This is a genomic window from Arthrobacter sp. ISL-85 (assembly GCF_018613675.1).
Taxonomy (GTDB): Bacteria; Actinomycetota; Actinomycetes; order Actinomycetales; family Micrococcaceae; genus Arthrobacter.
In genome coordinates, this window is the sequence record NZ_JAGGPQ010000019.1 from 67,203 (window position 1) to 87,850 (window position 20,648).

General features: G+C 66.9%; 17 protein-coding genes. 7 read left to right on the top strand and 10 right to left on the bottom strand.

Annotated features, from left to right (window positions below; genetic code table 11):
- Together J7I84_RS21615 and nboR are read left to right on the top strand one after the other, a co-directional pair.
- Positions 1-770: transketolase-like TK C-terminal-containing protein (locus tag J7I84_RS21615; RefSeq protein WP_396020075.1), on the top strand; the 770-nt coding region annotated here is incomplete at its 5' end.
- A gap of 24 nt (positions 771-794) precedes the next feature.
- Positions 795-1,436, top strand: a complete 642-nt coding sequence (nboR, locus tag J7I84_RS15005; protein WP_214945345.1) for a nicotine blue oxidoreductase — start codon at positions 795-797, stop codon at positions 1,434-1,436.
- A 12-nt stretch (positions 1,437-1,448) separates the two neighbouring features.
- Here nboR and J7I84_RS15010 read toward each other — a convergent pair whose 3' ends face one another.
- The 8 genes from J7I84_RS15010 to J7I84_RS15045 all read right to left on the bottom strand — a co-directional run bounded on the left by J7I84_RS15010 (position 1,449) and on the right by J7I84_RS15045 (position 11,899).
- A complete protein-coding gene (locus tag J7I84_RS15010; protein ID WP_214945346.1) occupies positions 1,449-2,960 on the bottom strand; it encodes an HNH endonuclease signature motif containing protein in 1,512 nt (503 codons plus the stop codon).
- A gap of 55 nt (positions 2,961-3,015) precedes the next feature.
- Complete coding sequence (locus J7I84_RS15015; RefSeq protein ID WP_214945347.1) at positions 3,016-3,663, bottom strand: uracil-DNA glycosylase; 648 nt, start codon at positions 3,661-3,663, stop codon at positions 3,016-3,018.
- Positions 3,664-3,686: 23 nt separating this feature from the next.
- Positions 3,687-4,664: an aldo/keto reductase gene (locus J7I84_RS15020; protein ID WP_214945348.1), complete on the bottom strand. Its 978-nt coding sequence runs from the start codon at positions 4,662-4,664 to the stop codon at positions 3,687-3,689.
- Positions 4,665-4,750: 86 nt separating this feature from the next.
- Positions 4,751-7,585, bottom strand: coding sequence for a molybdopterin-dependent oxidoreductase (locus tag J7I84_RS15025; protein ID WP_214945349.1), 2,835 nt, complete (start codon positions 7,583-7,585; stop codon positions 4,751-4,753).
- Positions 7,586-7,587: 2 nt separating this feature from the next.
- Complete coding sequence (locus tag J7I84_RS15030; protein ID WP_214945350.1) at positions 7,588-8,523, bottom strand: xanthine dehydrogenase family protein subunit M; 936 nt, start codon at positions 8,521-8,523, stop codon at positions 7,588-7,590.
- Complete coding sequence (locus tag J7I84_RS15035) at positions 8,514-9,740, bottom strand: XdhC family protein (RefSeq protein WP_214945351.1); 1,227 nt, start codon at positions 9,738-9,740, stop codon at positions 8,514-8,516. The genes J7I84_RS15030 and J7I84_RS15035 overlap by 10 nt, the downstream gene beginning before the upstream one ends.
- A 108-nt stretch (positions 9,741-9,848) precedes the next feature.
- The gene (locus J7I84_RS15040; RefSeq protein WP_214945352.1) at positions 9,849-11,390 is read right to left on the bottom strand and encodes an NCS2 family permease; all 1,542 of its coding nucleotides are present in this window, start codon (positions 11,388-11,390) and stop codon (positions 9,849-9,851) included.
- A gap of 14 nt (positions 11,391-11,404) precedes the next feature.
- Positions 11,405-11,899 carry a nucleoside deaminase gene (locus tag J7I84_RS15045; protein ID WP_214945353.1) on the bottom strand — a complete coding sequence of 165 codons (495 nt, stop codon included), beginning with the start codon at positions 11,897-11,899 and terminating at the stop codon, positions 11,405-11,407.
- Between the two features lie 411 nt (positions 11,900-12,310).
- On the opposite strand from J7I84_RS15045, the gene J7I84_RS15050 reads away from it, so the two are divergent.
- Both J7I84_RS15050 and ligD read left to right on the top strand, forming a co-directional pair.
- A complete protein-coding gene (locus tag J7I84_RS15050; RefSeq protein WP_214945354.1) occupies positions 12,311-13,684 on the top strand; it encodes an 8-oxoguanine deaminase in 1,374 nt (457 codons plus the stop codon).
- A gap of 39 nt (positions 13,685-13,723) precedes the next feature.
- On the top strand, positions 13,724-14,968 hold the full coding sequence (ligD, locus tag J7I84_RS15055; RefSeq protein WP_214945355.1) for a non-homologous end-joining DNA ligase: 1,245 nt from the start codon (positions 13,724-13,726) through the stop codon (positions 14,966-14,968).
- A 17-nt stretch (positions 14,969-14,985) separates the two neighbouring features.
- On the opposite strand, the gene J7I84_RS15060 is transcribed toward ligD, so the two are convergent.
- The gene (locus J7I84_RS15060) at positions 14,986-15,171 is read right to left on the bottom strand and encodes a hypothetical protein (protein WP_214945356.1); all 186 of its coding nucleotides are present in this window, start codon (positions 15,169-15,171) and stop codon (positions 14,986-14,988) included.
- Between the two features lie 355 nt (positions 15,172-15,526).
- On the opposite strand from J7I84_RS15060, the gene pucL reads away from it, so the two are divergent.
- Entirely contained in the window at positions 15,527-16,435 is a 909-nt protein-coding gene (gene pucL, locus J7I84_RS15065; RefSeq protein WP_214945357.1) for a factor-independent urate hydroxylase, read from the top strand.
- 128 nt (positions 16,436-16,563) lie between these two features.
- Entirely contained in the window at positions 16,564-18,069 is a 1,506-nt protein-coding gene (locus J7I84_RS15070; RefSeq protein ID WP_214945358.1) for a nucleobase:cation symporter-2 family protein, read from the top strand.
- Positions 18,070-18,212: 143 nt separating this feature from the next.
- Here the strand turns inward: J7I84_RS15070 and J7I84_RS15075 are convergent, their stop codons facing one another.
- Entirely contained in the window at positions 18,213-18,968 is a 756-nt protein-coding gene (locus tag J7I84_RS15075; protein WP_214945359.1) for an IclR family transcriptional regulator, read from the bottom strand.
- Between the two features lie 224 nt (positions 18,969-19,192).
- Between J7I84_RS15075 and J7I84_RS15080 the strand changes: the two genes are divergently transcribed.
- Positions 19,193-20,638, top strand: a complete 1,446-nt coding sequence (locus tag J7I84_RS15080) for an NAD-dependent malic enzyme (protein WP_214945360.1) — start codon at positions 19,193-19,195, stop codon at positions 20,636-20,638.
- Positions 20,639-20,648: the final 10 nt, after the last annotated feature.

Here is a 20,648-nt window from a genome sequence, read left to right on the forward strand (position 1 = left end):
ACGCCGACGGCCACTCCCCCCTCCTGGCCTCCACCAACCCCGCCGTCCTCACCTACGACCCCGCCTACGGCTACGAAATCGGACACATCGTCCGCTCCGGCCTCGAACGCATGTACGGGGAAAACTCCACCGACAAAAACGTCATGTACTACCTCACCGTGTACAACGAACCCATCATCCAGCCCGCCGAACCCGAAAACCTCGACATCGAAGGCGTCATCAAAGGCATCTACCTGCTCGCCCCGGCAAAGATCGACGGTCCCCGCACCCAGATCCTCGCCTCCGGCGTCTCCGTACCCTGGGCCATCGAAGCCCAACGGATCCTGGCCGACGACTGGAACGTCTCCGCCGACGTCTGGTCCGTCACCTCCTGGAACGAACTGCGCCGCGACGGACTCGCCGCCGAAGAAGAAGCCTTCCTCAACCCCGGCCAACCCGCCCGCGTCCCCTTCGTCACCCAGCAACTCGAAGGCGCCACCGGCCCCATCGTCGCCGTCAGTGACTACATGAAAGCCGTCCCCGACCAGATCCGCCAATTCATCCCCAACGAATACGCCACCCTCGGCGCCGACGGCTTCGGCTTCTCCGACACCCGCGCAGCAGCACGCCGCTACTTCAAAAACGACACCCACTCCATCGTGGTGAAGGTGCTCCAGCTGCTCGCGGCCAGGGGTGAAGTGGAGACGGATGCGCCGTCGTACGCCATGGACCGCTACAAACTCCTGGACGTCAACGCCGGCACCACCGGCGGGGCGGGTGGGGACGCCTGACCGCAACTCCCATAGGGTGCAGCTATGGGTGATGGTAACGGGACCGGTTCAGCGGGGATGAGGACCACCGGGGTGGTGCTCGCCGCAGGAGGTGGCAGCCGCCTGGGCCTGGGCCCGAAAGCCCTGCTTCCGTTCCGTGGACGGCCGCTGGTGGAGGCCGTTGCCAACACATTGCTCGAGGGCGGCTGCCGGGAGGTGGTGGTGGTCCTCGGCGCAGGGGCGGCCCAGGTCGAAATTGCCGCCAGGCTGGACGGCTGCCGCGTCGTGACCAATGCACACTGGGAGTCAGGCATGGGCAGTTCCTTCCTGCTCGGCGACCAGGCCGCGGACACGGCGGACCACCTCATGATCGCCCTGGTGGACCAGCCCGGCCTGACCCCGGCGACGGTTCACCGGCTCTTGGCCCGGCATCGGCCGGGCCGGATCACCGCCGCCGCGTACCGCCGTCGTGATTCCAGCGACGGCGGTGGGGCGGCTCTCCGCCGCGGGCACCCCATGGTCATCGACGCTTCCCTCCGCGAGGCCGTATGTACAACGGTGACGGGCGATGCCGGAGCGCGCAGCTTCCTGGGCGCCCACCCGGAGCTGGTGGACGAAGTGGACTGCAGCGACCAGTCCACCGGCGAGGACGTGGATACGCCGGACCAGCTGGGCCTGCTCCAGTAGCACCGAAGCTGGTCAGGCGTGAGCACGCAGGAACCGCTCAAGGGCATCCTCCCAGGGGGACGCACCATGGCGAACGAGATCGATGCTGCCGGGCCACCTTCGGTCCGGCCGCTTTCCGTCCGGCCACTTTCGATCCGGCCAGCGTGGTGGTTCCCAGTCCTGGTGTTCGCTCGGATACTGGCGGCCCGAAGGTGAGGTCCAGCCTGGTGGCTCGTTCTTGGTGGCCGGTGTGGGTTTCCAGCCGGTGGTGTGGCGGAGTCTGTGGTGTTTCGGGCAGGGCTGTCCCAGGTTGCTGATCCCGGTGGTGCCACCCTTGGCCCAGGCGAGGAGGTGGTCCGCGTCGTTATCCAAGGAAATGTTGCTGCACCCGGGGAACGGACACTTCCCGTCCCGCAGCCTCAACCAGGACCGCATCGCCCCCGTCACCCGGTAACTCCTCCGGCCGATCTCCAACGGCGCCCCGTCCCGCGGATCCACCAGCACCCGGTAAAACGACCCCGCCCCCTTTGCTACCAGCTCCCTGGCCATCGACGGCGGGATAGGCCCGTACCCGTCCAGCATCGCCGGCTCATCGGTCAGGCCCAGCAAGGCGAACACCGGCACCGTCACCAACACCTGCGCCCGGATCGACGGTGGCAAACCCCTGTGGCCCAAACCGTCGCCACCGGCAGCTTCGGAAGCACTGCCCGAGACCGCGGTGTCACCGCCAGCCATGCCGCTGCCAAGGACCGCACCGGCGAAGGTGTCGGCCCGGAGCTGGGTCATGCTCCGCGATTCCTCCGCACCTTGCATGCCACGGGCGGCCGCGGTGAGCCGGTTCCACCCGGCCAACGCCTGGTCCGCCGGCAGGTACGCGGACAGCCACGCCATCCCATCCTGGTCCGGCCGGAACTCCACCCGCCGATCAGCCACCCCCTTGGCATGGCGTTTCTCGATACTCTCTACGTGGTGGCGTTCCCGCCACGTCCTGGCCTTGGCCCTGAACCGGTGCGCCGGCAACCCACCCACCGGACACCCCCGCGCCCGGTCCGGGGCGTCCGGATCCAGGAAATGGGCCTCCAACGCCGTCACCCCATCAGGATCCAGACATGCCGTCTCATCGGCCATCACCACAGCGTGCTGCCAAGAGATCACCCCGGCCTGCAAAGCCTCCAACGTCCGCGGCAACGTCGACATCAGGGCGTGCGCAGTTGCGATGAACGATGAGGCCGCCCGCGGCCCCAAGGCCAGCACACACCCGATCTCCGCCGCCACCGCCATCTCCTGCGCCCGCACCGGCACACCCGGCCCCGCAACAGCATGAGCGCTCTCCGCGTACGTCACAGCCGCCTTCGCCTTCACCGCAGCGATCCCGGCCTCAACCTCACGGGACCCGGCCAGAATCTCCAGGCACCCATCCGCCAACCCAGCCAACGGATCAGCCGCAGAAAAAGACTCCGAACCCGCCCCGTCCACCTCAGCAGCCAGCACGGCAAGGGCAGCACGGATCTCCCCGAACGCCTTCACCACCGCCGCCTTCCCCATAAACCCATCATGGCAAAGGGGTACGACAATCAAGACCGGGCATGAGGACGTCAGCTCAGGCCGGCATCCCATGCTCCAGCAACTGCTCCAGCCCTTGTTTGAAACCGGACCTGCCACCGTGGGCGGGATGCCGGATTTTCGGTACGTCCAGGCCGCTGCGCTGCAGGCTGTGCTGGGCCACGTTGCCCACCGCCACCAGCGAATCGATGCCAAAGAGAGCCGCAAGATCCTGCCAGAAGGGCGTGCCCAGTTTGGTCTCGGAGGGCTTGGGCGTGCGGTTGGAGAAGGGTTTGCCCGGCTGGTGCGGGTGCCAGGGAAAAGCACTCCACAGCAGGGGCAGAATACCCACCTCTTCCATGACCTGCCACAGCACCGTCGCCGTAGGTTCCGCAGCCACCCCCGCAGCTTCGGGCGGCAGCACATAGCCCTTGCCGGGTCCAAAAAGTCCAAAGCCATTGGCGGGTCCATCGAAGATGGTCCGGTTGGTGAAGGGCACGCCGGTGATCCGCATACCCCGGAAACCAGGTGCCTCCCCCACCAGCAGTACCTTGGGCCGGCGGTCCAGCATCTCCTGCAGGTAAATCTCCAGGTTTCGCCGGCGGAGAGCATTCTCCGGAACTGCGTGGTTGAAGAAGTTGGTGCAGGCAGGCCCCAGTTCCACGGCCGCAAGCCGTTCCACAAAGGCGCTGACAGAACCCGTCATCGGCACGCTCCCGGGGCGATCGGCTACCAGCGAGGGTGGATGGCCTCACGGAAGTAGTGGTCGTAGATCCAGCGGACGCCATCGTCGAACTCCTTGCCGACGCTGACCGTGGCTGCGCCGGCGTTGGCCCGGGCCTGATCCACATTGCGGGCGCCGGGGATGACGGTGGTGACTCCGTCCTGCGCCGCGATCCAGGCGATGGCCGCCTGCGCGGTGGCGCCCTCCGGCACCAGCTGCTCGAACTCCTTCACTGCCTTGAGTCCCTGCTCAAAGTCGACGCCGGAGAAGGTCTCCCCCACATCGAAGGCCTCGCCCTTGCGGTTGTAGTTCCGGTGGTCATTCTCAGCAAACGTGGTGTCCTTGGAGTACTTCCCTGACAGCAGCCCGGACGCAAGCGGCACGCGTGCAATGATCCCCACCCCTGCAGCCTTGGCGGCGGGCAGGACTTCATCCAGGGGCTTGAGCCGGAAAGCGTTCAGGATGATCTGGACCGAAGCCGTACCCTCGTGGCGGATGGCCTCGAGCGCCTCGTCCGTCCGCTCCACGGAGACGCCGTAGTTGCGGATGGCGCCTTCGGCCACGAGGGTGTCCAGCGCGTCGTACACCTCGTTGGTGCTGTACACCGGGGTGGGCGGGCAGTGCAGCTGCACCAGGTCCAGGGTGTCCGTGCCAAGGTTCGTCCGTGATCGGTCCACCCACTGGCGGAAGTTGGCCAGCGTGTAGTTCTCCGGCCGCTGTTCCATCCGCCGGCCCATCTTGGTGGCAACCGTGATGCCGAGGCCCGGGTTGTCCGCCAGGAACTTCCCGATGGCCTGCTCGCTCTTCCCGTCGCCGTACACGTCGGCGGTGTCGAAGAGGGTGACGCCGGCCTCCACCGATGCTGCGAGGATGGCCTGCGCCTGGGCCGGGTCCACGTTGCCCCAATCCGCGCCGAGCTGCCAGGTACCGAGTCCCACGACGGAGACGGTCCGTCCGGTCTTGCCTAAAATCCGCTGTTCCATCCCCCGACTATATGCAACGATGCAAGCCGGGGTCAGATCCGCCCCGCGTGGGATTCCCGGCGGGCCCTTTGTGACCCCGGCTGGCCCTATGCGGGAACGTGCTCAAGCCCAGGCACCAATCCCGCTCCTTTAAGGCCCAGGTAGATCCGGTCACGGGCAATGGGCAGGGACGCGAACCGCACCCCCGTGGCGTTCCGGATGGCGTTGGCTAACGCTGGCGCTACCGGGTTGAAGGGGCTTTCGCTCATTGATTTGGCCCCCAGCGGCCCCAGCTTGTCGTTTGTATCCGCGAAATACACCTCGCTGCGCGGCACGTCCGCGAAAGTAGGAATGTGGTACTGCCGCAGGATGTCCGTGGTGACCCTGCCGGCGTCGTCCACCACCACTTCCTCGTACAGCGTGGCGCCCAGGGCCTGGGCAATCCCGCCCTCAATCTGTCCGCGGCACTGGCGCGGGTTGACCACCACGCCCGCGTCGGCGGCCTGCACGCTTTGCAGGATCTTCAGTTCGCCGGTGCCGCGGTTCACCGCCACCCGGAAGCCATGCACATTGAAGGCAACGGAGCGCGGGGTGCCACCCCAGCGCCCTTCAGCAGCAAGTTCGACGCCGGCATCCGCAGCGGCCTGCGCCAGGTCAGCAAGTGCCACGGGACTTCCGTCAACCACCACAGCGTCGCCGTCCAGGACACAAGCGGACGCCTGCGTCTGCCTGATCCCGGCCGCGAAGGCCCTGATCCGGACGGCGAGCTCCTCCGCCGCGGCGAGGGTGGCCTTGCCGGCCACCACCGTGCCCGCGGAACCGAAGGCGCCGGTATCGTGCTCCACGAGGTCCGTGTCCGACTGCCGTACCGCCACCCTGGAAGCCTCCGTAGACAAGGCGGTGGCCGCCAGCTGGGCGTGGACCGTGGTGGTGCCGTTGCCGAACTCGGCGGTCCCGACGTCGGCCTGGTACGTTCCGTCCGGCAGGAGCCGGAGCCGGGAATGGGCAAAGTGTCCGCGCGGCGGCACGGTGTCGATCATGGACAGGGCAGCGCCCTCACCCACCATCCAGTCAGGGCCAAGATCATCCAGGCCGGCTTCCCGGTAACGGGCCTTGCCCCGGTCCAAGGCATCCCGGACCAGGTCCAGGCACTGGTCCAGGCCGTAGCTGCCATAGTGGACGTCCTCCTCCGGGTCCGGCTGCGTGGAGAGCATGTGGTCCCCCTCGCGGACCATGTTCCTGCGGCGGAACTCCAGCGGGTCCATCCCGATCCCGGCCGCCAGCTCGTCCATGGCGGACTCGATGGCGAAGATCATTTGGCTGAGTCCATAGCCGCGGAATGCCCCTGCCGGCACCGTGTTGGTGTAGACCGAATGCGCGTCCACCTTCTTGTTGGCGCAGTTGTACACCGCCAGGGATTCGCCGCAGCCGTGGAACATGACGCCGGGGCCATGGTTGCCGTAGGCGCCGGTGTTGGTCACCACGTCCAGCTGAAGCGCGGTCAGCAGTCCTTCCTTGCTGGCCCCTGCCTTCAGCTTGATGGTGAAGGGGTGCCGGGTAGTGGTGGCGGTGAACTGCTCGGTGCGGGTCAGTTCCAGCTGGACCGGCCGTTCTAGTTTCAGGGCCGCGAGCGCCACGAGGTCCTCGGTCAGGACTTCCTGCTTTCCGCCAAAGCCGCCGCCCACGCGCCCCGCCACCACATGCACTTTGTCTTCCGGCAAACCGAATACCCGGCACAGGGTCCGGCGGACCAGGAACGGGACCTGGCTGGAGGTGCGGACCTGCAACCGCCCTTCGGCGTCCACGGAAGCGATGGCCGCGTGCGTTTCCAGCGCCACGTGCTGGACCCGCTGGGTTTCGTAGGTCTGTTCGTGGATGAAGTCGGCGGCGGCGAAGCCGTCGGCCACGCTTCCCAGCTCGGAGTGCAGCTCCGCCACCACATTCCGCTCCGGCCCTGAGATGCGCGCCGCGAAGGCGTCCTTGTCCCCATGCACCAGCGGTGCGCCGGGAAGCAGGGCCTCCTGCGGCGAGAAGACCGCCGGAAGCTCCGCATATTCCGCCTGAAGCGCACGGACGCCCGCCTCCGCGGCGGCCACCGATTCCGCCACGACGGCGGCCACCCGCTGCCCGATGAACCGCGCCACGTCATCCAGTACGCGGGTATCGTCGGGGTCGTCGGTGAAGAGCTCATGCTGGGCCGTGGAGAACAGCTGCTCCGGCGCATCCTCATGGGTGAAGACCGCCACCACGCCCGGGACCTTGAGGGCAGCGGCCTTGTCGATGGACACCACCCGGGCGTGCGCATGCGGCGAGCGCAGGATCTTCAGGTGCAGCAGTGCCTGCTGCTGGTCCCGCGGCACGTCCAGGGTGTAGCGGGCCGCGCCGGTGACCACGGCACGGCTGGCCGGCGCCGGAACGTCGTCGCCCAGCCGGGCCGGTTCCGGATCCGGCTGCCCCTCCCCCGCAATGCCGGAACCCTGTCCGGCAGGGTCCGGGTGGCCGGCGGCCCCGCAGACTGCATCTGCGATGGCGCGGTAGCCGGTGCAGCGGCACAGGTTGCCTTTGAGGTTCCGGGGCAGGTTTTCCCTTTGTTCGTCGTCGAACGTGGCGGCCGTCATCACCATGCCGGCCGTGCAGAAGCCGCACTGGAAGCCCTGGCGTTCCATGAACTGCTGCTGCACCGGATGCAGCTGCCCGTCCCTGCTGCCGGCGGCAGCGGCGAGCCCCTCGATGGTGGTCACGGCGTGTCCCTCGGCCCGGATGGCCGGGTAGATGCAGCTGTGGACCGGTGTTCCGTCCACGTGCACGGTGCAGGCACCGCAGTCCCCGCCGTCGCAGCCCTTCTTCACGCCGGTGTTGCCCTGCTCGCGCAGGAACTTGCGCAGGCACTGCCCGGGGCGCGGCCCGGTGGCCGCCGCGGTTCCGTTGATCTCGATGGCCATGCTCAGGCCCCTTTCGAAAATGTCGTGGCCCCCGGTGCCGGCGCAGCGCCAGCGCGGGGCGGCCAGAAGTCGCCGGAGACAGGGAAGCCGTGCGCACCGGCGGGAGCGGCCAGTTCTGTGCGGATTTCCTCGGCCAGCCGGTAGGTCATGTCCCGGCGCCAGGCGGGCAAGCCGTGGATGTCGTCGTGGTAGAGCTCCGCGGGGATGGCATCGTCCAGCGCAGCGGCCAGCCGGTCTGTATCCGGCACCCCCTCGAAGCGCAGCTGGACCGGCCGCCTGGTGGCGGCGGTGACAGTCAGCGTTACGGAGGCGTCGCCGTCGAGCCTTCCAATGAGCAGCACCCCTGACCGGCCCAGGTTGCTGAGGGACAGCCGGCGGAACGCCACGCGGGCGGTAAGGGCCGACGCCGGCAGGCGGACGCTGCGGAGCAGCTCGCCGGGTGCCAGGCAGTTCTTCGCGTCCCCGGTGACGAACTCCGCCACGGGGATGGTGCGGCTCGCACCGCCCGGCGCGAGGACGGTGGCCACCCCGTCCAGCCCGGCGCACAGCGAGATGATGGGCCCTGCGGGCAGCGACGTGCAAAGGTTGCCGCCAACGGTGGACATGTTCCACACCTTGAAGGAGGCAACGAACGAGTCGCAGCATGCCCGGACCAGGTCCAGGCCGGGCATGCTGCGGCCTGCTGCGGCCGGGGACACGGGAAGGCCGTACAGCTGCGCGATGGTGCAGGTGGCGGCAAGTTCAATGCCGTCGTCGGTGACGGTGATGGGCGTCCAGCCGGCGTCGCCGAGGTCCAGCAGGCGCTTGAGCGGCTGTGGCCCGAACGCGTAACTGCCGTAGGAGAAGAGGACCGTGCCGCCAGCGAGCCAAGCGTCGCCGTCGCGCCATTGTGCGGGGTCGGTAGTGGGGACCACCGCCTCGATGGTGTTCATGTCCATGCAATCTCCTGCTTACTAAGGTCTGCGGGCGCCGATGCCGGCGCGGGGTGGTGGTGGATGCTGCCCGAGGTTTCACGGAGCGGCATGCAACTGGCGGTGCGGTTGCGGGCGGCGATCAGCTCCGCGGTGACGGATACCGCTACTTCGGCGGGGGTGACGGCACCCAGGTCCAGGCCGATGGGTGAGTGCAGCTGGGCGATGCGCTCCGGTGGAACGCCCGCACTGAGCAGCTCATCCACGCGCTGGAGGTGGCTGCGCCGGGAGCCCATGGCGCCAATGTAGGCGAGGTCCAGTGCCAGTGCGGTTTCCAGCAGGGGGATATCAAACTTGGGGTCGTGGGTTAGCACGGCGGCCACGGTGCGGCTGTCCGTCCGGCCCGCGGCCGCTTCCGCTGCCAGGTAGCGGTGCGGCCAGTCGATGACCACCTGGTCGGCGGCCGCGAACCGCGGCTGTGATGCAAAGGCCGGGCGGGCATCCACCAGGGTCACGTGGTAGCCGAGCAGCTTTGCGGCCGGGACCAGTGCCGCGCCGAAGTCGTTGGCGCCGAACACCAGCATGCGCGGTGCGGCCAGCCGGGATTCCACCAGGACGGCGGGCTTTCCAAAAGGTTGCGGATCGCCGGACTTGTCCGGAACGCATTCGCCCGGTTCTGGGAGCCGGACCAGCCCGGCACCGCCGCCGCGCACCAGGGATTCCATCTGCAGTGCCGGTTCCCCGCCCAGCAGGGCGGCAAGATCGGGAGCGTCAGCCACGCGGAAGGCAGCCGGATCGGAAAGGACGACGGCGGTACCTCCTGGACCGGCCAGCAGCCTTACCAGCGCGACGGGTTGGTCCGGGCCAAGGCCGGCGAGCTTCAGCAGGGCGGCCCGGAGCGGGTGCGGGGTTTTACCCGGCACGGTGGCGGGCACCGGCTGGATATGGATTGCCAGCTCACCGCCGCAGGTGAGCCCGGCGGCGAAGGCGTCCGCGGAACTGAAGCCAAAGGTCTCCTGGCGCGGGACGCCGTCGTCAATTGCCTCCTGGGCGAGCGCCACGACGGCGCCCTCCACGCAGCCGCCGGAGAGGCTGCCCAGGACGTCCCCCGATGCGGTGACCAGCATGGACGTTCCCGCGGGCCGCGGCACGGAGCCGGAGGCCGCCACGATGGTGGCCACGGCAAACTGCTGGGCTGCGAGCTGTGGCACCCATGGGCCCAGCGAAGGGATGAGGTCAAGCATGGCGGCACTCCTTCTTCCGCAGCGGTGGTGTCCATTGTCGGTCCTGCCTGTCCGTACTGCCAGGGCCGGGCCAAGGGATGGCCCGGCCCCCGCAGTCGATGGGCAGGATCAGCCGCCCAGCAGGGCATTGATGGGTCCGCGGGCGAAGTACACCAGGAACCCGGCGCTCACCACCCACATGAGCGGATGGATCTTCTTCGCCTTGCCGGACGCCGCCCCAATCACGGCCCAGCTCACGAAGCCCACGCCGATGCCGTTGGCGATCGAGTAGCTCAGGGGCATGGTGACGATGGTGAGGAACGCCGGCAAGGCCACGGTGAACTTGGTGAACTTGATCTCGCGGATCTGCGCCATCATCATGGCGCCCACCACCACCAGTGCGGCGGCGGCCACCTCCAGCGGCACCACGCTGGTGAGCGGGGTGAGGAACATCGAGCCGAGGAACAGCACGCCGGTGACCACGGAAGCCAGGCCAGTGCGGGCGCCTTCGCCAATACCGGCCGCAGAGTCGATGTACACGGTGTTGGAGGACCCTGAGGTAGCACCGCCTGCCACGGCGCCAAAGCCTTCCACGATGAAGGCCGCCTTCAGTCGCGGGAACGTGCCGTCCTTGTGGGCGACGCCGGCGCTCTTGGCCAGGCCGGTCATGGTGCCCATGGCATCGAAGAAGTTGGTGAACACCAGCGTGAACACCAGCATGGTGGCGGCGAGTCCGCCGATTCTGGCGAATGAGCCGAACAAGTCGAAGTGGCCCACCAGGCCCAGGTCCGGCGCGGAAACCAGCTGGCCGGAGAGGACGGGGGTGTTGAGGTGCCAGCCGCCGGGGTTAGTGGCGCTGGCGGGGCCCAGTTTCATGACGGCTTCCACAACGGCGGCCAGCACGGTACTGCCGACGATGCCGATGAGCAGGCCGCCCTGGACCTTGCGCGCCACCAGGATGCCCATGCCAAGGAGTCCGACGACGAACACGAGCGTGGGCACGGACGTGATGGAACCGCCGTCGCCGAGTTGGACGGGCGGGCCGCCGGCCGTGGGCCGGACGAAGCCAGAGTCAACGAAGCCGATGAAGGCGATGAACAGGCCGATGCCCACGGTGATGGCGGCCTTGAGCTCCTTGGGCACTGCCCGGAAGATGGCAGTCCGGGCGCCGGTGACACCAAAGAGGACAATCAGGATGCCGTTGATCACCACCAGGCCCATGGCCTCGGGCCAGGTGACTTCGTGGATCACCGAGACGGCCAGGAAGGAATTGATGCCCAGCCCGGCGGCAAGGCCGAACGGCAGGTTGGCGATGAGGCCGAAGAGGATGGTCATGACTCCGGCGGTAAGGCCGGTGACGGCGCCCACCTGGGCCGCTGAGAGCCAGCCCCCGGCGACGTCGGCAGGCGCGTTGTCCGCGCTGAAGCCGCCCAGGATGAGGGGGTTGAGGATGACGATGTACGCCATGGTGAAGAAGGTGACCAGGCCGCCGCGGAATTCGCGGGCCAGGGTGGAGCCGCGCCGGGTGATCTGGAAGAAGCGGTCCAGGAAGGAATCCGGTGCCGGCGGGCGGGGTGTCCCTTTTGCCTGCGCCGGGATGCGCGGCGCCCGCCGGGACGTGCTGGTGGTTGGAGCCGAATGCTCCTCGTGGGAATGGTCCAGGATGGTCATTGCAGCCGCCGGGCCTAGTAGTCGATCCTGGATTCGAGCGTGTTCCAGGTGTTGAACGGCTCCAACGGGGCCGGGGCCAGGGGATCGCCCAGCTCCAGCTTGGAAACCGGCATCAGGGAATCCCTGTCCTGGTTTTCGAAGTACTCGTAGAAGACCGCGTCATCGAAGCCGACGGAGGCGGCGTCGTGGCGATCAGCCGCGTATACCACCCGGGCAACCCGGGCCCAGAGCGCGGAGGCCAGGCACATGGGGCATGGCTCGCAGCTGGTGTAGAGGATTGCGCCGCTGAGGTCGAAAGTCCCCAGCTCACGGCAGGCGGTGCGGATGGCGGTGACTTCGGCGTGGGCGGTGGGGTCGTTGTCCGCTGTGACGCGGTTGACGCCGTCGAACGCCTTGCCGTCCGCCGTGACGATCATGGCGCCGAACGGGCCTCCGCTGTTGAGGACGTTGGCCGTTGCCAGCCGGATGGAGCGGGCCAAAAACTGTTCGGCCGTGACGGTGGTACTCATGATGCGACTTCCTTTTGCCGGGAAGCCTGATGCCGCGCAATACCAGTGGAACCAGGTGCGAACGGTTACCAGGCTTCAGCATGTGCTGTGAAGGTTAAGTTGCGCCTGGTAGATAGCTTCCCGGATTCGGGTGCCCGCCTTTGGCAGAATCGAGATTAGCACCGGTTTGTGGGCCACGCCATACTTTTCCGGAAATTTTATTTCGCTATGTGAAATCGATGTTTCGAGTTCTTCACTGCCACCTCATGGCTGCCAGTTACATTCCGCTGGCGTTGACGCAGGTGGCGCCGTTTCCCTAGTCTGATCCCACCCGTGCTGCCTCCATTTCACCCAGGCAGCCGGCCCCTGGATCAGCAGACAGGGCTTCACTGAGCTGGAACCACCGCCACTGCGCTCAGAAACGGACAACCCGTGAACCATTCCCCTGCACCCACTGACCGGCTCTGGATCCGCAACCCGCTGGCGGCGTTCACCGCCAATTCCCTCGACGCCTCCGGCGGCCTGGTGGTCAGTGACGGGGCCATCACCGAGGTCCTGTCCGCGGGCCAGTATCCATCCGCACCCTGTACCGCGACCTTCGACGCCGGCGGCCACGTGCTGCTCCCCGGGCTGATCAACACGCACCACCACTTCTACCAAACGCTCACCCGCGCCTGGGGTCCGGTGGCCAACGCCCCGCTCTTTCCGTGGCTGCAGAACCTGTATCCGGTCTGGGCGCGGCTCACCCCCAAAGACCTGGAACTGGCCGCCACGGTAGCCCTCGCCGAGCTGCTGCTCTCAGGCTGCACCACCGCCGCGGACCATCATTACCTCTTTCCCGCGGGCCTTGAGGATGCCATCGACATTGAGGTGGAAGCAGTGCGCCGCCTGGGCGTGCGCGCCACGCTGACCCGCGGCTCCATGACGCTGGGAACGGATGACGGCGGCCTGCCGCCGCAGTCGACCGTGCAGGATCCGGAGGTGGTGCTGGCGGACAGCGAGCGCCTGGTGGGCCAGTACCACGAGCGCGGGGATGACGCGGTGATCCAAATCGCCCTGGCGCCGTGTTCCCCGTTCTCGGTGACCAAGGAGATCATGGCCGAAAGCGCCGCCCTTGCCGAACGGTTGGACGTGCGGCTGCATACCCACCTGGCAGAGACTCTTGACGAGGAGGACTTCTGCCGGGAGATGTTCGGGTTGCGGACGGTGGACTACCTGGACAGCGTGGGCTGGCTGACGGACCGCACGTGGCTGGGGCACGGCATCCACTTCAGTGACGCGGAGATCACCCGCCTCGGTTCGGCCGGAACCGCCGTCGCCCACTGCCCCACGTCCAACATGCGCCTTGCCTCGGGCACCGCACGGGTCCTGGAACTGGAGGACGCCGGGGTTCCGGTGGGGCTGGGTGTGGACGGCTCGGCGTCGAACGATGCCTCCAACATGATCCTGGAAGCGCGACAGGCACTGTATCTCCAGCGGCTGCGCTACGGGGCCCACGTGCCGGTGGAGCGGGCGCTGGGCTGGGCAACCCGCGGATCTGCCGCCGTACTGGGACGGTCCGGCCTCGGCCAGCTGGCCCCCGGAATGCAGGCCGACCTGGCGCTGTTCAAACTGGACGGTCTGCGGTTTTCCGGCAGCCACGACCCCATCGCGGCACTGCTCCTGTGCGCCGCCGACAGGGCAGACAGGGTCATGGTCGGCGGGAAGTGGCGCGTAGTGGATGGACAGATCCCGGGCCTGGACATCGCCGGACTCATCGCCGAGCATTCGGCAGCAGCAAAAAGGCTGGTCAACGGGGGCCGGTGAACCACTGACAGGCGCCCGCCCCGCTGCTACCGTGGCGCCATGACTCCATCAAAGACGCCGCCCGAGGTTCTTGACATCGATGGCACCGAAGTCACGATTTCCAGCCCGGACAAGATGGTATTCCCGGAGCCGGGGCTTACCAAGCTCGACCTGGTGCGCTACTACCTTGCCGTCGCAGACGGTGCGCTGCGGGGAGCGGGAGGCCGGCCCATGGTGCTCAAGCGGTTTCCCAAGGGCATCGACGCCGAGCCGTTTTTCCAAAAGCGCGTACCGGAAAACCACCCGCCTTTCGTCGATACCACCACGCTGCATTACGCGTCGGGAACCTCGGCGGAAGAAGCCGTGATCCGGGACGCGGCAGGTCTTGCCTGGGTGGTGAACCTCGGCTGCCTGGACCTGAACCCGCATCCGGTCCGCGCCGAGGACCTGGAACATCCCGACGAACTGCGGGTGGACCTGGACCCCATGCCGGGCGTGGACTGGTCGCAGATAGTTGATGTCGCGTACGTAGCACAGGAGGTCCTGGACGACGTGGGGCTGGTGGGCTGGCCCAAGACCAGCGGCTCCCGCGGGCTGCACATCCTTGTCCGCATTGCCCCCGAATGGTCTTACAAGGACGTCCGGCTTGCCGCGGAAACCCTTGCGCGGGAAGTCGAAAACCGCGCTCCCGGCCTTGCCACGGCACGCTGGTGGAAGGAGGAACGTGGCGAGAGCGTGTTCGTGGACTTCAACCAGAATGCCAAGGACCGCACGGTCGCGTCCGCCTATTCGGTCAGGCCCCTGCCCGATGCCCGGGTATCCACGCCGCTCACCTGGGCAGAGACCCGCACTGCCCGCCCCGAACACTTCACTGTTGCCACGGTGCCGAAGCGGTACGCAGAGATCGGCGACCCGCACGCCGGGATCGATGAGGCCGTTGGGTCACTGGACGGGCTGCTTGCCTTGGCGAAGGAGATGGGTCCGGCGGAGAAAGCTCCGCGCAGCGGCAACGGCTCCGGGCGCCGGCAGTCCCTGATGCCGCTCATCGAAGTGGCCCGCACAAGGACGAAGCCCGAGGCCCTCAAGGCGCTGGAGGAATGGAAGTCCGGGCACGCCGCCGTAGTGAAGTCCCTGCAGCCTGCCGACATCATGGTGGACGGCATGCGGGGCTCAAGCTCGCTCTGGTACCGGGTGCGGGTGAACCTCCAGCACGTTCCCGAGGAACAACGGCCGCCGCAGGAGGAGCTCATTGCGGACTACGACCCCTGGGCCGGCAAGGAGTGGCAGGGGCGTCCGGGGGCCTGACGACTGTCGCCCGGGTATCAGCGGCGGAAGCCCGGGAGGGCGTGGATCCAACGCGAGAAGCGGCTGGGCCCATGGACCCGGCCCCGGTCCGCCGGCACGTAGAAGTCCGGGTCCGTGCCGCCGCCGAGGGGGAGATAGAACTCCGGGACCGCGCGTCCCGCCGTGTTCGCGGGTGAAACCGGCTGTGGCTCCTGCTGGTACATCTGGTCCTCCATTCAGGTTATTTCGTATTGCGGAAAGTAATTATTGCTATACGAAAAGCTTAGGGAACGTTCCACCCGTCGTCAATGGTCCGAGGTCCGCCACCAGGGCCCCGGCCGGTCACAATCCAAATTTTCAGCTTGTGATGTACACCACCGGAATGACGGGGTACGCTGGTATGCAACTCGTGGCGTACGTCACGTAACCTGGGAGCAGCAGGCAGGGTCGTAATGAGCTGGCATCAATGGATGCCGGCTCTTTTTTGTTGGGTCGGCACCACCGGAAACGCGCATGAAACGCGCGCTTAATTTCAGTGATGGAACCTAGGTTCCACTTACCGGAAGTTGGGAAAAGACCATGAGCAGCAAGATCATCCTCGGCGAAAACCAGTACGGCAAGGCAGAAGTGCGCGTCGTCAAGATCACCCGCGACACCAACCGCCACGAGATTGAGGACCTGAATGTCACCTCGCAGCTGCGGGGCGACTTTGCAGCGGCCCACCTGGAGGGCGACAACGCCCACGTGGTGGCCACCGACACCCAGAAGAACACCATCTACGCCTTTGCCCGCGCAGGCATCGGCTCACCGGAAGAGTTCATCCTGCGCCTCGGGGAACACTTCACCTCCAGCTTCGACTGGGTCACCGGCGGACGCTGGGAAGCCGAGTCCTACGCCTGGGACCGGATCCAGGCCCACGGCAGCGAACACGACCACTCGTTCGTCCGCAACGGCCAGGAAGTCCGGACCGCCGTCCTGGTCCGCGACGGGGCCACCAGCCACCTCATTTCCGGGCTGAAGGACCTGACCGTCCTCAAGTCCACCCAGTCCGGCTTTGTCGGCTACCCCCGGGACCGCTACACCACGCTGCCCGAGACCACCGACCGCATCCTGGCCACGGACGTTTCAGCCCGCTGGCGCTTCAAGACCGGCACCGACTTCAGCGCCCTTGACTTCAACAAGAGCTACGACGATGTCAAGGGCCTCCTGCTTGAAGGCTTCACCGAGAAGTACTCCCACGCCCTCCAGCAGACCCTGTTCGACATGGGCACCAAGGTGCTCGAAGCGCACAGCGAAATCGACGAGATCAAGTTCTCCATGCCCAACAAGCACCACTTCCTGGTGGACCTGTCCCCCTTCGGCCTCGACAACCCCAACGAGGTCTTCTTCGCAGCCGACCGCCCGTACGGCCTGATCGAGGCCACGGTCCAGCGCGAGGATGCCGCGGCAGCCCCGGCCGCCTGGTCCGGCATCGCCGGCTTCTGCTAGAACCCTGATTGGTTTTGACGGGCTCGACCCCCAGGGGTTGGGCCCGTCAAAACACCTCCAGCTTCACCTGTTAGCCAGACACCAGTTAGCCAGACGATGACGTCTGCCATGAACCAAGAAAGTCTGCCATGAACATCAAGAAGAAACTGGCCCCTGCAGCCGCCCCGAGCGGCGCACGGCCGGCCCGCACCGAAGACCAGCGCCTCCCGCTTGGAAGCACGTTCGCCTACGGCTTCCAGCACGTGCTCACCATGTACGGCGGCATCATCGCCCCTCCCCTGATTATTGGTGCCGCCGCGGGGATGAATTCCCAGGACATCGGCCTGCTCATCGCGGCCTGCCTTTTCGTCGGCGGCCTGGCCACCATCCTGCAGACCGTCGGCATCCCCTTCTTCGGCTCCCAGCTCCCCCTGGTCCAGGGCGTGTCCTTCGCGGGGGTCTCCACCATGGTGGCGATCGTGCACGGCGGCGGGGGAATCCAGGCTGTTTTCGGCTCAGTCATCGCAGCGTCGCTGATCGGCCTGCTGATCACGCCGCTGTTCTCGAAGATCATCCGGTTCTTTCCACCGGTTGTCACCGGCACCGTGATCACCACCATCGGCCTGACGCTGATGCCGGTGGCCGCCAACTGGGCCATGGGCGGCAACAACAAGGCACCCAATTACGGCAGCGTGGCAAACATTGGCCTGGCCGCCGCCACCATGGGCATCGTCCTGCTCCTGAGCAAGGTGGGCAGCGCCGCCATCTCCCGGCTCTCCATTCTGCTGGCCATGGTCCTGGGCACGCTGATCGCCCTGGTCTTTGGCATGGCCGACTTCTCCAAGGTAGGCCAGGGCGAAATCGTCGCCTTCCCCACCCCCTTCGCCTTCGGCCCGCCCACCTTCGAGGTTGCCGCCATCATCTCCATGCTGATCGTCATCCTGGTCACCCTCACTGAGACCTCCGCGGACATCATCGCGGTGGGCGAGATCGTGGGCACCAAAGTGGACTCGAAGCGGATCGGCAACGGCCTGCGCGCGGACATGCTCTCCAGCGCCGTCTCCCCGCTTTTCAACTCCTTCACCCAGAGCGCGTTCGCACAGAACGTCGGCCTGGTGGCCATCACCGGGGTCAAGAGCCGGTTCGTGGTCAGCGCCGGCGGCGTGATCCTTGTGGTGCTTGGCCTGCTGCCCGTCCTGGGCCGCGTGGTCGCAGCGGTGCCCACCCCCGTCCTGGGCGGGGCCGGCGTCGTACTTTTCGGGACAGTCGCGGCCAGCGGCATCCGGACGCTGTCCAAGGTGGACTACAAGAACAACATGAACCTGATCGTGGTTGCAGCCTCGATCGGCTTCGGGATGATCCCCATCGCCGCACCCACTTTCTACGACCAGTTCCCGTCCTGGTTTGGCACCATCTTCCACTCAGGCATCAGCTCGGCCGCGGTCATGGCCATCCTCCTGAACCTCTTGTTTAACCACCTGCGGGCCGGCAATTCGGACAACCAGTCGGTTTTTGTGGCCGGCACCGAACGCCTGGTGCGGGCCGAAGACCTCCGCTGCCTGGCAGAAGGTGACCGGTTCGAAAACGGCAAGCTCATCGACTGCGAGGGGAAGGAAGTCCCCCTCCAGCCATCCGGGAAGGCGTCAGAGCACTGACCCTGCCGAGATGGGCCCACACCCGCAGGGTTCCCCGGCCGAGCTTGCGAGGCCAGGGTGCGGGTGGGGACGGCGGCGGCCCACTCCGGAAAGGAGGGGCCGCCGTTGCGCGTGGTTGGCCCGGCCTGTGGCGGGCAGGTACGTCAGGTGCGGTTGAGCTCGCGGGAGATGGCCTCAGCCGCTTCGCGAAGGATGGGCACGGCCTTGTCGGCGAAGCCCTCGTCCACCCGGGACACAGGGCCGGAGACAGAAATTGCGGTCGGGGTGGGAGCGTTGGGCACTGCCATGGCGAAGCAGCGGACACCGAGCTCCTGCTCCTCCTCGTCAATGGAGTAACCCCGCTCGCGGATGAGTTTGAGGTCGGCCAGGAGTTCGTCCACATCGCCGATGCTCTTTGCCGTGGGGGTGGGCATGCCGGCACGGGCAACAATAGCCCGCACGGTGTCGTCGTCGAGCTGGGCCAGGATGGCCTTTCCCACGCCGGTGGCATGGGTATGGGCGCGCCGGCCCACCTCGGTAAACATGCGCATGGAGTGCAGGGAGGGCACCTGGGCCACGTAGATCACCATGTCGGAGTCCAGCACGGCCATGTTGGAAGTTTCCCCCAGCCGGTCCACCAGGATCTTCAGCTGGGGCTGCGCCAGGGCTCCGAGCTGCTTGTTGGCGCCCTCGCCCAGGCGGATCAACCGGGGGCCCAGCGCGTAGCGCCGGTTGGGCAGCTGGCGGATGTAGCCAAGCGACACCAGCGTGCGGAGCAGGCGGTGAATAGTGGGCAGCGGCAGGTCGGTGGAGGACGACAGCTCGCTGAGGGTGACGTCGCCGCCGGCATCGGTAATGAGCTCCAGCAGTTCGAAGACGCGCTCTACCGACTGAACCCCACCAGAGGCTTTTTCTGCCATTCCGTTGTCTCCTGTGGCTCGGAATCCGACAACTCTTATCCGCATCGTGAAAAAAGAGTTGCTTAGAACACCCAAGATACAGCACGGCCCGCTCCCATCGCGATGCAGCGCGACAGTCGCATTCGCGGGGGTTGTCTTTCCATAAAGTAGATAATAATATCCATAATACGAAAACATTCGGATTAGAGCAGAAGCCGGACCCGGCCTAAACAGGAGGACATTCAATGGCGAACCCCAGCCCCGGAAACTCGATCACCCTGCGCGTGGAAGCACCGTCAAGCTTCAGCGCCACCAGTGAGCTCGCCGCAGCCGTCGGAGCAGCCGGCGCCGCGATCACCGCACTGGACGTCACCGAGTCACACCACGAGACACTGGTGGTTGACGTCACCTGCAACACCACCGACGACGCCCACGCCGCCCGTGTCAAGGACGCCCTGGACGCGCTCGACGGCGTCACGGTCCAGCACGTCTCGGACCGCACCTTCCTGATGCACCTGGGCGGCAAGCTTGAAGTGGTCCCCAAGGTGCCGCTGCGCAACCGTGACGACCTCTCCCGCGCCTACACTCCCGGCGTCGCCCGTGTCTGCCTGGCCATCGCCGAAGATCCCGCCGCCGCCCGCAACCTGACCGTCAAGCGCAACACGGTCGCGGTGGTCACTGACGGGTCCGCGGTGCTGGGCCTGGGCAACATCGGCCCCGCTGCGGCCCTGCCGGTCATGGAGGGCAAGGCCGCGCTGTTCAAGCAGTTCGCCAACGTGGACGCCTGGCCCGTGTGCCTTGACACCCAGGACACCGAGGAGATCATCCGCACCGTCAAGCTCCTGGCCCCGGTCTTCGGCGGCGTGAACCTTGAGGACATCGCCGCTCCCCGCTGCTTCGAGATCGAGGCGCGCCTGCGTGAGGAACTGGACATTCCGGTCTTCCACGATGACCAGCACGGCACCGCCATCGTCACCCTGGCAGCCCTGGTCAACGCCCTGCGCGTGGTGGACAAGAAAATCGCGGACGTGAAGATCGTGGTTTCCGGGGTCGGCGCCGCCGGCTCTGCCATCATCCAGCTGCTCAAGGCCCAGGGCGCCCGGCACATCGTGGCAGCGGGCCGCTCCGGCGCCATCCACAAGGGCGAGACCTACAATGACTCCCACCGCACCTGGATCGCGGAAAACACCAACCAGGAAGGCTTCTCCGGCACTCTGCACGAGGCCCTTGCGGGCGCCGACGTCTTCATCGGTGTGTCCGCCCCGAACATCCTGGGCGAAGAACACATCGCCTCGATGGCTAAGGACGCCATCGTGTTCGCCATGGCCAACCCCACCCCCGAAGTGGACCCGGCCGTCGCGTCCAGGCACGCCGCCGTCGTGGCCACCGGCCGCAGCGACTTCCCCAACCAGATCAACAACGTCCTGGCCTTCCCCGGGCTTTTCCGCGGACTTCTCGATGCCGGGGCAAGCGACATCACCCCGGACATGCTGGTGGCCGCAGCGGAGGCAATCGCAAACCGGGTGAATGATAATGAGCTCAATGCGAGCTACATCATCCCCAGCATCTTCGACCCGCACGTGACCGCCGACGTTGCTGCAGCTGTCGAAGCCGCGGCACACGCCGCAAACGCTGCCACGGCTGCCGAACCGGCCGAATCCGCAGCGGAGCCGGCACTCGCCTCCGCCTGACCCGACCGAC

Bases quoted from the DNA above. Each gene is read 5' to 3' on its own strand.
- J7I84_RS15020 (WP_214945348.1), bottom strand. From the start codon at position 4,664: ATGGAACAGCGGATTTTAGGCAAGACCGGACGGACCGTCTCCGTCGTG.
- J7I84_RS15030 (WP_214945350.1), bottom strand. From the start codon at position 8,523: ATGGACATGAACACCATCGAGGCGGTGGTCCCCACTACCGACCCCGCA.
- J7I84_RS15075 (WP_214945359.1), bottom strand. From the start codon at position 18,968: ATGGCAGAAAAAGCCTCTGGTGGGGTTCAGTCGGTAGAGCGCGTCTTC.
- J7I84_RS15080 (WP_214945360.1), top strand. From the start codon at position 19,193: ATGGCGAACCCCAGCCCCGGAAACTCGATCACCCTGCGCGTGGAAGCA.
- J7I84_RS15025 (WP_214945349.1), bottom strand. From the start codon at position 7,585: ATGGCCATCGAGATCAACGGAACCGCGGCGGCCACCGGGCCGCGCCCC.
- J7I84_RS15060 (WP_214945356.1), bottom strand. From the start codon at position 15,171: ATGTACCAGCAGGAGCCACAGCCGGTTTCACCCGCGAACACGGCGGGA.
- J7I84_RS15070 (WP_214945358.1), top strand. From the start codon at position 16,564: ATGAACATCAAGAAGAAACTGGCCCCTGCAGCCGCCCCGAGCGGCGCA.
- ligD (WP_214945355.1), top strand. From the start codon at position 13,724: ATGACTCCATCAAAGACGCCGCCCGAGGTTCTTGACATCGATGGCACC.
- J7I84_RS15010 (WP_214945346.1), bottom strand. From the start codon at position 2,960: ATGGGGAAGGCGGCGGTGGTGAAGGCGTTCGGGGAGATCCGTGCTGCC.
- J7I84_RS15015 (WP_214945347.1), bottom strand. From the start codon at position 3,663: ATGACGGGTTCTGTCAGCGCCTTTGTGGAACGGCTTGCGGCCGTGGAA.
- J7I84_RS15045 (WP_214945353.1), bottom strand. From the start codon at position 11,899: ATGAGTACCACCGTCACGGCCGAACAGTTTTTGGCCCGCTCCATCCGG.
- J7I84_RS15040 (WP_214945352.1), bottom strand. From the start codon at position 11,390: ATGACCATCCTGGACCATTCCCACGAGGAGCATTCGGCTCCAACCACC.
- J7I84_RS15035 (WP_214945351.1), bottom strand. From the start codon at position 9,740: ATGCTTGACCTCATCCCTTCGCTGGGCCCATGGGTGCCACAGCTCGCA.
- nboR (WP_214945345.1), top strand. From the start codon at position 795: ATGGGTGATGGTAACGGGACCGGTTCAGCGGGGATGAGGACCACCGGG.
- pucL (WP_214945357.1), top strand. From the start codon at position 15,527: ATGAGCAGCAAGATCATCCTCGGCGAAAACCAGTACGGCAAGGCAGAA.